Raw genomic sequence first — 13850 nt, forward strand, 5'->3', positions numbered from 1 at the left:
ATAATTATCTCCTGCTGTTTTCTAACGCAACTAACTTCTGTCATAGGATATTTAACAAAATACTATATCAGAAGATAAGTTCTATTATTCGGCGTCTTTATCTTCGCTAGCTGCTTTATCGCTCTGCTCTGTAGCTGGAACTTCAGCTGCATCAACGTCATCTGCTTCTTCATCAACTTCTTCAACTGTTGGTGGCTGCATGTTAACGATAGTACGGTCGTGCGCATCTTCCATGTCAAGATCAAAGATGATAACGCCTTCAGGCAATTTGATGTCTGATAAACGGAAAAGATCACCAATTTCCATACCAGATACATCTATTTCTAGATATTCAGGTAGCTGTGATGGTAGGCAAACGATTTCGATATCAGTAACTAGCGTTGATAGAATACCACCAGCTTTAGTACCAGGCGCTTCTTCACGACCTGCAAAATGAACAGGGATGTTCATGTTGATTTTTTGACCTTTTACAACGCGCTGAAAGTCAGCATGCATTGGAAAGCCTTTAGCTGGATGACGCTGCAACGCTTTGATAACAACTTGATGCTCATTACCTGTATCAAGAGTAATAGTCAAAATCTGTGAAAAGAAGGCTTCATATTCAAGCGACTTTACTAGTTCATTGATTTTGATTGAAATGGTAGTTGGCTCTTCGCCACCGCCATAAATGATTGCAGGAACTAAATTCTGCTTACGTAGGCGGCGGCTCGCACCTTTACCTTGTTGTTCTGCAGAACGATCAACTGCGTTTATTGCGAAATGGTCAATGCTCATGGTTATAATCCTATAAAGAATAAGTGAAGTATCTGCTAGTAACTCTATGGATTTGCGACCAATCCACTATTGTACTAACAGCACTTTTTTGTGTTACCGGACTTATAAAGCCCAAATGGTTAACACAGGCGCGCATTATACGTGGTTTTGTAGTAATAATAAAGGCTTACAAAAAAATCCAGCGCTAAAGAATAACTCTTAGCGCTGGATTTATAACTAATTTGTCGTCTTTAACCGTCGATACTAGCAATATAAGCGCTAATGATCATAAGTAACTAGTAACTAGTAACTAGTGACTATTAAACATCAAACATAGCACTGATAGATTCTTCGTTATTGATACGACGTAAGCTCTCAGCTAGCATAGGAGCGATAGATATTTGACGTATTTTACTACAAGCGGCAGCCGCTGCAGAAAGTGGAATAGTATCGGTAACTACGATTTCATCCAATGCCGACTCGCTGATGTTCTTCAGTGCATCACCTGATAATACTGGATGAGTGATATAAGCCATTACACGACGAGCGCCGCTATCTTTTAGGGCTTGAGCCGCTTTACATAGCGTTCCCGCTGTATCGACCATATCATCAACAATGACACAATCACGATCACGGACATCACCAATGATGTTCATTACTTGTGATTCGTTAGCGCGCGCACGACGCTTATCAATGATAGCCAAATCACTATCGCCTAATTGCTTGGCCATAGCACGAGCACGTACTACGCCACCAACATCAGGAGAAACTACCATGATGTTGTCATAATCTTGTTTTAATAGGTCATTGAGTAATACAGGAGTAGCGTAGATATTGTCTACTGGAATATCGAAAAAACCCTGAATTTGATCAGAATGTAGATCAACAGTCATCACTCGATCAATACTAACAATGTTGAGCATATCAGCAACAACTTTGGCAGAAATAGGCACTCGAGCAGAACGGGGACGACGATCTTGACGAGCATAACCAAAGTAGGGCATCACTGCAGTGATACGACCAGCACTCGAGCGACGCAAAGCGTCAGCCATCATCATGATTTCCATGAGATTGTCATTAGTAGGGGAGCAAGTAGGCTGCATGATAAACACATCTTTTCCGCGCACGTGTTCTTTGATTTCTACCGCAATTTCGCCGTCAGAAAAACGTGTGATATCAGCTTTACCAAGAGGGATATGGAGGTGGTCGGCTACTGTTTTCGCTAATTCAGGGTGGGCATTACCCGTAAAAATCGCCAAATAAGGCATGACTGAAGTCCTATTGAGTGACTCAAGCAGCGACCGCTAAGCAGTGTCAAACTGCTCAAATTCAGAAAAGAGTGGAGAACGTAGTTAGTGATGTTGTGCACTAAAAAATGGTAGGGGTAGCTGGACTCGAACCAACGGTGTCAGGATCAAAACCTGATGCCTTACCAACTTGGCTATACCCCTGTATTGTACATACAGACACTTTAAATAATAGTTATTTAAAATGCTATTACTTAACAAGTCATCTTATCGCTATTATATAGTAGCTGATAGTCAACTTTCATTAACGGTGTTCGTTGCGAACTATACCGAAAACAGGTGGGTGTTGTCAATTGCTATCATTCAGTTAATCTCTTAACGGATGTCAAAAACTTAGCAAGATAACCCATATAACATGAACTAATAATATGGTAGGGGTAGCTGGACTCGAACCAACGGTGTCAGGATCAAAACCTGATGCCTTACCAACTTGGCTATACCCCTATTGAGGCGACCTATTATAAGTAAATTTTCAGATTTTGCAAGCGCTTTGCGCCTTTTTCTGGCTTTTATTCGTAATAGGGTAAAAATAAAACGGATGTTGAGTTAATGAGAATTTATACACTGCCTTTATAATAATTTTATTTACACGCTATAGACAGTGTTTGGTTGAAGTTTTAGCTTGTATAGGTTAATGATTTGGCAAATCTCTGACATGCATGAACTGTGAACCCAAAAATTGGATATATCTATTTTCCAAACATTTAGGATCTGCTTGTTGCTCAAAATCGTAATCGTAGTTAGGATTGTGTTTTCCGCCGTCTAAGGGTCCATTAGTAAATAGCTCAGTGTTCAAAGGTATATCAACGCCATTGGCTGTCAGAGTCTGTGTCTCTTCATTCCAAGTGGTTATACCCTGAGGAAAAATAGGAACGTTAAGCCTATCAGCGTTTTGGATAAGCAAACATCCATCCTTCATAACTAAAGTACCGTCCATAGCGGGTTCTATTTCCACACCATGCTCATATGGATAGGTAAAAAACTTAGCATATGGCTTATTTTCAGAGTCGTTAATGCTGACATCACTAGCCATACTATCGATAGATACTTTTGGCTCAGGTAACGTGACGTTTTGAGTATCGGGATTGACTACCGAAGAGGGTGAAGGCGAATCGGTATTACTAGTACAGCCAGTCATTGATATTAAGAGAGGGAAGATAATTATAGAGCGTGTAGAACAACCTGTTTTCATTATAAATGACCTTTAGATTAAGAACGTTGCTTTATCACTACCGTCCAAACTCATAAACTGCCAACTATATATCCCGTACAAGGTGCCTCTTCAAGCCACTTTGCCAAAAGCTTTTCATCACTGGCAACAGTTGCATCCAATGGTAAAAACACCGCGCTGCCAGAGCCAGTCATGCGTGCTGTGCCTAATGCTATTTTCTGTAATCTTTGCAAATACTTTAGTGCCTCATCAACCTCAGGAGCGAGTCTCGTCACCACTGGGGTAAATACATTTTCATAAGGCGTTATCAGGTTTTGTGTATAGGCAGTAAATTGATCTTTAATAGTTGCAACCGATATCGACGCCATATCACGCTGCAATTTTGCATGAGCAAATAGCTTAGCAGTATCGACATGAGCGTCAGGTGTCAGTAGTAAATAGTGCTGATCTGGCAAATCGATGGCAGTCAGCTGCTCGCCAATACCCATAGCGATAGCATCTTGACCAAAGATAAATATTGGCACATCGGCGCCAATCGTAGTACCGATTTTTATCTGTTCATTTTTATCAAAGTTAAGCTGCCAAATCTCATTTAATGCTAATAAGGTAGTCGCGGCATTAGATGAGCCACCGCCTAAACCTGCACCCATTGGGAGACGCTTGTCTAAAGTGACTTGTACTTGCGGTAGCTGCTTAGGTAGTTTGTTTGACTGTATGGCAGACGCTACTAGTGCGCGTGCCGCCTTAAAGATTAGATTGTCTTCTACGCTAGTAGTTATCGCATCTGCACCTGTTAACACCAACAACTGACTACATAGTTTATTAATGTCTAAGGAGCCATCAATATTTACTACTTTGTCTGTTAATAAAAAGTGCAGATAATCACCCCAATCAAGCAGCCGGAAAACCGTTTGCAAGTTGTGATAGCCATCAGTACGTTTGCCCGTAATGTGCAAAAACAAATTAATCTTGGCCGGTGACAAACGAGTAATTGAGCTGTTTGAAATGTTATGGTCTGAAATCATAAATAAATATACTAGTAAAAAAGCTTATTGATTTTGATGATTGATAGTCATCACTACTTTATGACCGGCGGGTTGCATGGCACTGATCTTATTAGGCAGCTTGTCATTACCTTTATAGCTGAAGTTAGCCGTCCAATCACCATTGATTGAGCTGATTAATCGGCCTTGACTGTCCAGCTGCGGAGCACTATCTGAGGGTGCAGAACGACCAGAGATCCAATACGGCATTTGCGAGATAGGGGCTTGCCAGCCGGTAGCTTTTTGTAGCAAGGTTTCAGGGTTATCAGCGCTCAAAGTACCAGTCTTTTCACTGACTAAGGTTGCCGTCTTACCATCGTACTGTATGTTGGTCTTGCCGATACCTAGCGCACCGATCAGTTCAATAGCGAAACGATCATTTTGCTGACCCCAAGCATAAAAGGCGCTGCCACCTTGTGCGGTAGTATTATTAGCACTATCAGCCGGAGTAGTCACGCCGATTTTACCGTTGATATTAAAGTCACTTAGCTTTTGCACTGGCATTGTAGTAGGAGTAGTGGCTACTTGGTTTTTGGGTAGCGACTGACAACCGGAAATCATTAACAATGTGGCACTTGCTGCGGCAATAGCCATTAATTTTACTGGTTTATGTTGAGTTATGGTTGGCTGAGCTAGCTTTAATAGTGATGACATCATTATTCCTCAAAAGTGATAGTTCAAGTTTTGCAAAATTAAAAACCCAGCGAACTAGTAGAGTCCGCATAACAAAAAGCTAGCTTAAGCTATTTATGTTACTTATTTATGGATAGTTGTTAGCTTGTTATAACCGGCTTGTGCTAGCACTAGTGAAAATAACGGTTATAACAATCCCTTAATAAAGCTGTACTCGATCATTAAGGTTGCGCTGACCGAAAGAAAAACGTTGCTGTAAATCAGCTAATAAAGCTTCGACTTTCTCATCAGCCCCTAAGCCTTGATAGGCACGTAGCAGTAGCTCACCTGAGCGCAAGGTAGGTAGTACATCGTAAGGGGTTTGCAAATAATTGATAACTTGCGCATAGTTTTCAGTGGCAAGAGCATTGCTAGCAAGCAAATTAAGCGCTTGTAGTTGCAGCTCATTGTCATAACGTGGATCATCATAGCGTATTTGAATAAGGTTCTTAGCTAGCTCTAAGCCTTGCTCTGAGCTACGATTATTAGCTAATAGTAGCTGGGCGTAACTGAGCTGGTAAGACAAGTTGCTAGGGTCTAAGGCTTGCAAATGATTGAGCAAAGTACGTTTTATTAAGTAATCTTTACTATCATCGAGTAGTTGCGCACGGGCGAATAGTATTAGCTCATTGTCTGGATACTTGCGACTGACACGAGTTAATAATTGCAGGGCTTTTTCGGCTTCATTATGCTGCCATAAAATATCAGCTTGCATTACATAACTATCAGGCGCGAACACAGGATACTGTTGGCGCAACAGCTGTAGAGTATTGATCGCTCCCTCGATATTATCGTTAAGCAATTCAAAAGATACCACTTTTTCGCGTGCTGCTAATACTAGATCTTCACGCACTACTGCGTTTAAGTAGTATTTAGCTTGCTCAAAGCGTTGTTGACGCTCAGCGCTTATCCCCAAATAATAATAGGCTTGATCGAGATATGCTGGACTCTTGACCAAAATGTTTAACAGCTGATCGGCAGTACGATATTGCTCGACATCCAAACTTACTAAGGCTGCTAATAAAGTAATCTCGTTGTCATCATTAAAACGATTTTGCGCTTTTAATAGCAGATCCCATGCTTGCTTACTTTGTTTCAGATCGAGCAGATATCTAATTTCGTATAAGTATAAGTTTTTGCTATCAGGGTTACGTAGGCGCGCTTGGTTGACGTAGCTGAGTACCGTTTCAGTGGACTCTATCTTGCGTAAGATATCTGCTTTTAGGGTAATGAAGGGGACGTAATCAGGCTGCGTGAGCAAAGCGCGATTGATATGAATAATCGCATTCTGCGGATCATTAAATTGATTAAGCAAACCAGCTTTCAGTACCGACAATGAAGCATTCTGCTGACTATCAATAGGCTGTAGAGCAGCCAGTAACTCACGCTGATCGTCATCATTTTCAGGATAAATCCCTATTAAAATCTCGCTTAAATCTGCTCGTGGATCATAACGCAAGATGCGATTAAGGGTTTCACCTGCTAAAGTGTAGTCATGCGCTTTTAGCGCTAAGTGCGCCACATAGAACCAAGCAGGTACATGATCAGGGTTTTGGTCTAGCCAGCTCTTAGCAAAATCTAATGACTCATGCACATCTTCATTATTCAATGAAAAGCCAAGAGCACGCTCAAAGACAGCAGTAGCATCCTCTTTAAAGGATTGCTGCTTATATAAAACCAAAGCGCGACGAGTGTTACCACGATTAGCAGCAAACTCAGCGTCCAACAACGCATATAAGCTCGGCTCACTGAGTGGCGGCCGAGGTTGCTTAGTCAACTCTAACTCTACAGCAGGGGCAGTAGTAGCAGAAGGATTACTAAGGTCAGTAGGCAGTATAATTTTAGTATCGCTAGTTACCGTATCAGTAGCAGCGGTGCTAGCTTGAGGTTTTTCAGAACTGCTACGCGGCAGTATGGCTTCGAGCAAAGGGCTAAATATATGAGCATGAGCATAGCAGGGGGCAGCTAAACACAGACAGGCTGCCAACAACAAGGTCAGCTTGCGGCGCTGCTGTAAACGCTTGATAATAGCGTTTAATAAAGTACTAATACCAAACGGATTGTCGTCGGCATAGTCAAACGCTGATCTTGATCGATAAAGAAACTTAAAAAAGTCCATAGACAGTCATACTTATCCATAAAAACAGTCAATAATCAAACCTAAGTATAAAAGCAGATGACTTTGCTAAACAAGAGTACTCCTGTTACTTATAGTCTGTCTTTAGCAAGTTTAGAAAGCTAAGTTGCTAATATATTTTAAAGCTCTAAGGCTTTAGCCTTCGCCCTGATTGCCTTACTGCTGCTATTTGCATCTGTTAAATAGAGCTTAGATTTAAGCCATGCGCTATTAGAGTCAATAGTAATAAAATCTAATTTAGCACTGGCGGTAATGGGTACGTATAGTAGCAATTAAAAGTGCTGTGGCAGTTGATTTGTGCCCTTCGTGCCCAGATAAACACAATCAGTACTGGCGTAGTAGGCTAAGTATTAAATAAAACAACTAACAATGATATAATACCCAGCTTTGTATTTGCTACAACACCTTTTTGAGCAGCGGCTATTTTAGTTAACGCTGCTGTCAACCTATTCAAATTAATAACGTCATAGCTGCTATTACTGACTATTTATCGTATTGTCAGTAGCTAATTAGCGGATTACTGTTGTTAGCTAACCGCTTGCTGTAGCTGGGCTAACAGGTAAAATGAGCGTTATATTTATGGTCTATAAATGATGAGATTAGTGGTCATCGGGGTCAATCACAAAACCGCACCAGTCGCTTTGCGTGAGCGCTTGGCGTTTGTGGGTAACGATTTGAACACTGCTTTGACTGAGTTAAAGGTTTTTACCGATGGTAGCGTCATTGTGTCAACCTGCAACCGTACCGAGATATATGTCCTAGTCCCACAAGCAGTACCGCAATTGGCTGATGCAGACTCTAGCCCTAATAATAGCTCAGCTTCTAATAGTTCAGCTTCTATGACTGCGGCAACGGATGAGCATATTGTCATCGTCAAGCAATGGCTAGCGAAATTCAAAAACATAGCTGTTTCTGAGATTGAGCCTTTTTTGTATGTGCACCGAGATACGCACGCCTTGACGCACTGGCTACGAGTTGCCGCTGGTCTAGACTCTATGATCTTGGGGGAGCCGCAGATATTGGGCCAGATCAAACAAGCGGTACACTTATCACAGACAGAGCATGCGGTCAGCTCTCAGTTAGGTTGGGTGATCGACCAAGTATTTGCGGCCGCCAAACGAGTACGTAATGAAACTAACGTTGGCGCACAAGCCGTATCGCTTGGCTTTGCCGCCGCCAAATTAGTGACTCAAATCTTCGATAACCTGCCCAGTCGGACACTGTTAGTCGTCGCTGCTGGCGAGATGAATCGTTTAGTCACTATGCATATCGCTGGGCTTGGGGTGGGGCGGATCATCATCTGTAACCGCAGTCCTGAGCGAGCAGAAGCACTAGCAGCTGAGCTGCGTCAAGCCAATCGTAGGGTCGAAGTTCGAGGGTTAGACGAGTTACCGCAACTACTAGCAGAAGCTGATATTGTCAGTAGCTGTAGTGGCAGCATGGCGGTACTGATTGACAAAAATATGACCGCACAAGCACTAAAACGTCGCCGTTATCAGCCGATGTTGATGATAGATTTGGCAGTACCTCGTGACATTGACTCTACTATTAGTCGGATGGATGACGTCTATCTTTACTCTATAGATGACTTACAGCATGTGATTGCTGGTAATTTAGAACAGCGCAGACAGGCGGCAGTCGATGCCGAGCTATTAGTCAGCCAATTGGTAGTCGAAATGGAACGCCAGTTTCAAGTACGCAAAGTCGGAGCCGATATACAGCAATATCGCACTAATACTTATGCACAAGTACAGCAGCTACTCACGGCTACTCTTAAGCAAGTTGAGAATGCAGAAGTCGACACTGAAGCGGCGATTATCGAATTGTCACGGCAACTCACTCAGACTTTAACTCATGCTCCTTCGAAGCTAATGCGTAAAGCCGCTCGTGAAGGCGACAGTCAATTGCTTGATTTTGTGGTTTCTGGTCTACATGATGCTTATCGTAAGCGGCGATAACAACAGAGCCTTGTTAAGCCTAATTATCAATGCTAGGATAATAAGCTCAATATTGTTTTCAAAACGCTAATAGTTAATGACAACAGTCTGAAATTCTGTTAATTTAAAGCTTGTTATTAAGCCAATATAGTTCTAATTCTTTAAAAGACTTAGTTAATAGGTTAAGCGGATAGTATTGACTTAGCCCGTGCTAGTGATAGCATCCTATAAGCATTGATAGCATCAGTTAGTAGTATTGATAGCGGTTGTTACTGATGAATAATTGCTAACTTTAATTATAAATCACCAGTCTTCATTGTCCTCTGTTTGCCACTGCGCAACAACTATAATGATGCTGATGCTAAACGCAGCCTTGCGTATAGCATAAATTGCCAACGGCAATAGCGCTAGGATAAAGTGCTATATCGTCAAATCCATGTCGCACCCTCTTTTAATACCCCAGTAGTAACGTCATAAGTATTATCGATAAATAATCAGCAGCACTCATTTTATGTATTTTATTTAATACATCTATGTCTGAAATTTATTGATAACTTAGTTTAAGTTACCAGCAAATAGTAGCTAAACAACTATTGTCTATAAAAACAGTATCTACAAAAACAGTATCTATAAATTAATTGATTATCGGTAAATAACTTAACCACAAACAAGGAACGTCCTATGTCTGCATTACTTAAAGATATTGATCCAGAAGGTTTATTAGAATATTCAGTCGTTTATACTGACCGTGCCCTAAATCATATGTCAGGCTCATTCCAGCAAGTTATGAATGACTTGTCTCGCGATCTAAAAGCAGTTTATAAAGCTGAAGCCGTGGCTATTATTCCAGGTGCTGGTACTTTTGGTATGGAAGCGGTTGCTGCCCAGCTAGCTCGTGATCAAGATTGTTTAATCATTCGTAATGGTTGGTTCAGCTATCGTTGGACGCAAATTTTAGAAAAAAACAACCTTGGCAAAACGACTACTGTTTTGGCTGCTGAACGTACTGATGATAGTGAGGCTCCTAAGCCATTTGCTCCTATCGATATCGAAACGGCGGTTGCTCAAATTAAAGAGCATAAGCCTGGTATCGTTTTTGCCCCACACGTTGAAACGTCAGCTGGTATTATCTTACCGAATCATTATATTAAAGCGTTAGCCGAAGCTACGCATAGCGTTGGTGGCCTACTAGTTATCGATTGTATCGCCTCAGGCTGTATCTGGTTAGATATGAAAGATCTAGGTATTGACGTACTTATTAGTGCCCCGCAAAAAGGTTGGAGCAGTACTCCTTGTGCCGGCATAGTTATGATGAGTGAAGCGGCTGTCAAAAAAGTAGAAACTACTGAATCTAATAGCTTTAGCCTTGACTTAAAGCAGTGGTTGACGATTATGCGTGCCTTTGAAAATGGTGGTCATGCTTATCATGCTACTATGCCAACCGATAGCTTACGTCAGTTCCGTGACACGGTTAATGAAGCCAAAGAAATTGGCTTAGATAAGTTATGTGATGCGCAGTGGGAACTGGGTAACCGTATCCGTCACGTATTAGAGTCTAACGGTTTTGAAAGTGTGGCTGCTGAGGGCTATAAAGCCCCAGGCGTAGTAGTTTCTTATACTGGTCGTGATGATATCCATAAAGGTAGTATCTTCGCTGAACTTGGTATGCAAATCGCTGCTGGTGTACCGCTTAAATGTGGCGAGCCTGATAGCTTCAAGACTTTCCGTCTAGGTCTATTCGGTTTTGATAAGCTACAAGATATCGATGGTACTGTTGAGCGTTTTGAGAAGGTACTTAATCAAGTACTTTCTATGGCTTAATAGCACAGACAGCTTAAAAGTTAGCAGCAAGCTCATTAGTTTGTTTTAACCCTTGTCTTAGCTGAACACCATACTGGGCCTTAATGACTTAAGGTTCAGTATTTTTTTTACCTATTTAATATACTTTGTTATATAATGTATAATTATAAATCGATAATTGGGAAATCGTTACTGTTAATTAACTGATAATCAGCAATTGAGCGGTATGCGCAAACCATAATGTCAATAACAAACTAGGTAGATCGCGATGAGTATCCAAGTAGACTGGCAAGCTTTTACGCCTATCTCGTTAGTTGGAGGTGTCATAATAGGGGTGGCAACCGTCATCTTGTTATTAGGTATTGGCCGAGTAGCTGGTATTAGTGGTATTGCCTCCAGCTTGCTTAAACCTAAACGAGTAGAGGCTTGGCAAGTATTATTTGTATTAGGCCTTATCGTAGCGCCACTTTTATATCAGCTAGTAGCACCGCTAGCGAAGGTAAAAGTAACTAGCTCCTTGCCACTGTTAATTGGTGCCGGATTATTAGTGGGCTTTGGCACTCGCTTAGGATCAGGTTGTACTAGTGGTCATGGTATCTGCGGTAATGCGCGCTTATCCCCACGCTCTATGGCGGCGACAGTGACCTTTATGCTGTTTGGTATTATTACGGTTTATATAGGTCGGCAAGTATTTGGGCTAATTTAGCTAATCTAATAGTTACTGGGCGTTAGATATTGCCGAGCAATAACCATTAACTATAAGCTTTTAACAAATAATCATAAACCATGATAAGCAACGATAAGTAGAAGAGACGACCATGTTAAAAAATATAATTGGCTTGCTGGCAGGATTACTATTTGGTTTTGGACTACTGATATCGGGAATGACTGACCCAGTAAAAGTGCAAGGGTTCTTAGATGTATTTGGCGCTTGGGATATCTCTCTAGCGCTAGTGATGGGTGGCGGCTTGATGGTGGCTATCGTCGGGGTACAACTAGCTAAGCGTCAGGGTAACAGTTGGATAGGCACGCTAATTGAGATGCCAACCAAAACTACAATCAATAAAAAACTGCTAATTGGAGCAATGTTGTTCGGTATCGGTTGGGGCTTAGTCGGTATCTGTCCGGGACCAGGGATTGTGTTGCTCGGTACAGGTCAGTGGCAAGCTTATGTATTTATACCAGCGATGATTATAGGTATGTTGCTATATCAATGGTTAGAGCCCAAGCTAGGCTGATATAAGTCTGCAACCGCTATGACCATTTGTCTGGCGACTAAAAAGCCAGCCTATAAGTTAACTCTAGGCTGGCTTTTTTATCGTCAAAAACCTTATATTATAAAACAAAATTTTAATAGCTTATTTGTTTGAAGGCGTCACCTTAGAGCTTTCATGCGCTAACGACTTAGCCGCTTGGCGCAGTTCAAATTTTTGTACTTTACCGGTGCTGGTTTTTGGAATTTCAGCGAAGATAATATGCTTAGGAACTTGAAAGCCAGCTAGATGCTGCTTGCAATGCTCAATAACTTGGTTACGTTGTAAAACGCTACCAGTATAGATTTCAATAAAAGCGACAGGTACTTCACCCCACTTATCATCGGGTGCAGCAACGACGGCACAGCTTAAAACTTCAGGCATTTTATATAAAACATTCTCAACCTCGATACTGGAGATATTCTCACCACCAGAGATGATAATATCTTTGAGCCTATCCATGATTTTAATATAGCCATCGGGGTATTTGACCCCTAAGTCTCCAGTACGGAACCAGCCATCAGCAAACGCCGCTTCAGTAGCTTTGCGGTTTTTTAGATAGCCTTTCATTATCATATTACCGCGCAGTGCCAGCTCACCTATCTCTTCACCATCAGCTTTGACCAGCTCAGTGCTGCCTTGTTTGAACACTTCAAACCCATTCATCAGATGGGAGGGTACTCCTTGACGAGACTTCTTCTGTGCACGCTCAACGATATTCAAATCAGCCCATTCTGGCTGCTCAGCGCACACAGTTACTGGCCCATACGCTTCGGTCAGACCATAAACGTGAGTGATGTCGAAGCCCATTTCTTCCATTTGAGCCAGCATAGTCTCAGACGGTGGTGCTCCTGCCACCCAGCCTTTAACGGCATGAGTAATGGCAGCTTTATATTCAGCTTTGCCATTAGCAATCATATTATGTACCACCGGCGCTGAACAATAATGGCTCACTTCATATTTAGCAATCAGCTGCAAAATCAAGTCGGCATCCATCTTACGTAAGCAAACATTGACCCCAGCACGCTCAGCAATAGCCCACGGAAAGCACCAGCCATTACAATGAAATAGCGGTAGCGTCCATAAATAGGTGGGATGTTTGGGCATATCCCAATCTAAGATATTGGAGACGGCATTCAGCGTAGCACCACGATGATGATAGACCACGCCTTTTGGGGTGCCAGTAGTGCCAGAAGTATAGTTAAGGGCAATAGCATCCCACTCATCGGCAGGCATCTCCCAATTATCTAAACAGTCTGAGCTGGCTAGCAACTCCTCATAACTCAACTGTCCAAAGCGCTCTACGTCAACAGCGCTATCGGTAGCATGAATAACTATTAGCTTAGGAAAGGTCTCATCAATGATCTTAGCCAAAGCTGAAAACTCACTATCTAGAATCAATACTTTGGCTTCAGAATGCTGCAGACAAAAGGTCAGCGCATTGATATCTAAACGCGTATTTAAGGTGCACAAGACAGCACCTGACATCGGAACGCCAAAGGCACTCTCAACCATCGCCGGAGTATTAGGCATCATCACCGCAACGGTATCGTTTTTATCGATCCCTAGTTTGCGCAGGCCATCTGCCAGTTGTCGACAACGAATGAAGGTCTGCTGCCAAGTTTGAGTCAGGTGATTGGTTTCGAGATCATCATAGATAATGGCAGTCTGAGTGGGATAAGTGTAGGCAGTGCGAATGATAAAATCGATTGGGGTTAGCGGCTGATAGTTAGCTGGGTTCTTGCCAAGACCGGTATGAAAGTCAGTCATGAGATAG

General features: G+C 42.1%; 11 protein-coding genes and 2 tRNA genes. 4 read left to right on the top strand and 9 right to left on the bottom strand.

Annotated elements, in window-relative coordinates; translation table 11 throughout:
• Positions 1 to 84: 84 nt before the first annotated feature.
• From JMY09_RS00630 to JMY09_RS00665, 8 genes are all read right to left on the bottom strand, one after another.
• Complete coding sequence (locus tag JMY09_RS00630; protein WP_201621658.1) at positions 85 to 774, bottom strand: 50S ribosomal protein L25/general stress protein Ctc; 690 nt, start codon at positions 772 to 774, stop codon at positions 85 to 87.
• A 299-nt stretch (positions 775 to 1073) separates the two neighbouring features.
• Positions 1074 to 2021 carry a ribose-phosphate pyrophosphokinase gene (locus JMY09_RS00635; protein ID WP_201621659.1) on the bottom strand — a complete coding sequence of 316 codons (948 nt, stop codon included), beginning with the start codon at positions 2019 to 2021 and terminating at the stop codon, positions 1074 to 1076.
• 108 nt (positions 2022 to 2129) lie between these two features.
• Positions 2130 to 2204: transfer RNA gene (locus JMY09_RS00640), tRNA-Gln, on the bottom strand.
• A 225-nt stretch (positions 2205 to 2429) separates the two neighbouring features.
• A tRNA-Gln gene (locus JMY09_RS00645) sits at positions 2430 to 2504 on the bottom strand.
• Positions 2505 to 2691: 187 nt separating this feature from the next.
• Positions 2692 to 3252, bottom strand: a complete 561-nt coding sequence (locus JMY09_RS00650) for a hypothetical protein (RefSeq protein WP_201621660.1) — start codon at positions 3250 to 3252, stop codon at positions 2692 to 2694.
• A gap of 50 nt (positions 3253 to 3302) precedes the next feature.
• The gene (ispE, locus tag JMY09_RS00655) at positions 3303 to 4256 is read right to left on the bottom strand and encodes a 4-(cytidine 5'-diphospho)-2-C-methyl-D-erythritol kinase (RefSeq protein WP_227677087.1); all 954 of its coding nucleotides are present in this window, start codon (positions 4254 to 4256) and stop codon (positions 3303 to 3305) included.
• A 24-nt stretch (positions 4257 to 4280) separates the two neighbouring features.
• Positions 4281 to 4928, bottom strand: a complete 648-nt coding sequence (lolB, locus tag JMY09_RS00660) for a lipoprotein insertase outer membrane protein LolB (protein ID WP_201621661.1) — start codon at positions 4926 to 4928, stop codon at positions 4281 to 4283.
• A gap of 178 nt (positions 4929 to 5106) precedes the next feature.
• Positions 5107 to 7065 (bottom strand): tetratricopeptide repeat protein, encoded by a 1959-nt coding sequence (locus tag JMY09_RS00665; RefSeq protein WP_201621662.1) that lies wholly within the window; start codon positions 7063 to 7065, stop codon positions 5107 to 5109.
• Between the two features lie 611 nt (positions 7066 to 7676).
• Here JMY09_RS00665 and hemA point away from each other — a divergent pair.
• From hemA to JMY09_RS00685, 4 genes are all read left to right on the top strand, one after another.
• Positions 7677 to 9041 (top strand): glutamyl-tRNA reductase, encoded by a 1365-nt coding sequence (gene hemA, locus JMY09_RS00670; RefSeq protein WP_201621939.1) that lies wholly within the window; start codon positions 7677 to 7679, stop codon positions 9039 to 9041.
• Positions 9042 to 9701: 660 nt separating this feature from the next.
• Positions 9702 to 10841, top strand: coding sequence for an aminotransferase class V-fold PLP-dependent enzyme (locus tag JMY09_RS00675; protein ID WP_201621663.1), 1140 nt, complete (start codon positions 9702 to 9704; stop codon positions 10839 to 10841).
• Between the two features lie 247 nt (positions 10842 to 11088).
• Positions 11089 to 11526: a YeeE/YedE family protein gene (locus tag JMY09_RS00680; RefSeq protein ID WP_201621664.1), complete on the top strand. Its 438-nt coding sequence runs from the start codon at positions 11089 to 11091 to the stop codon at positions 11524 to 11526.
• A 112-nt stretch (positions 11527 to 11638) separates the two neighbouring features.
• Positions 11639 to 12058 (top strand): DUF6691 family protein, encoded by a 420-nt coding sequence (locus JMY09_RS00685; RefSeq protein WP_201621665.1) that lies wholly within the window; start codon positions 11639 to 11641, stop codon positions 12056 to 12058.
• A gap of 120 nt (positions 12059 to 12178) precedes the next feature.
• On the opposite strand, the gene JMY09_RS00690 is transcribed toward JMY09_RS00685, so the two are convergent.
• Positions 12179 to 13843, bottom strand: coding sequence for an AMP-binding protein (locus JMY09_RS00690; protein ID WP_201621666.1), 1665 nt, complete (start codon positions 13841 to 13843; stop codon positions 12179 to 12181).
• Positions 13844 to 13850: the final 7 nt, after the last annotated feature.

The organism is Psychrobacter urativorans, assembly GCF_904846695.1.
In the GTDB taxonomy this organism is placed as follows: domain Bacteria; phylum Pseudomonadota; class Gammaproteobacteria; order Pseudomonadales; family Moraxellaceae; genus Psychrobacter; species Psychrobacter urativorans.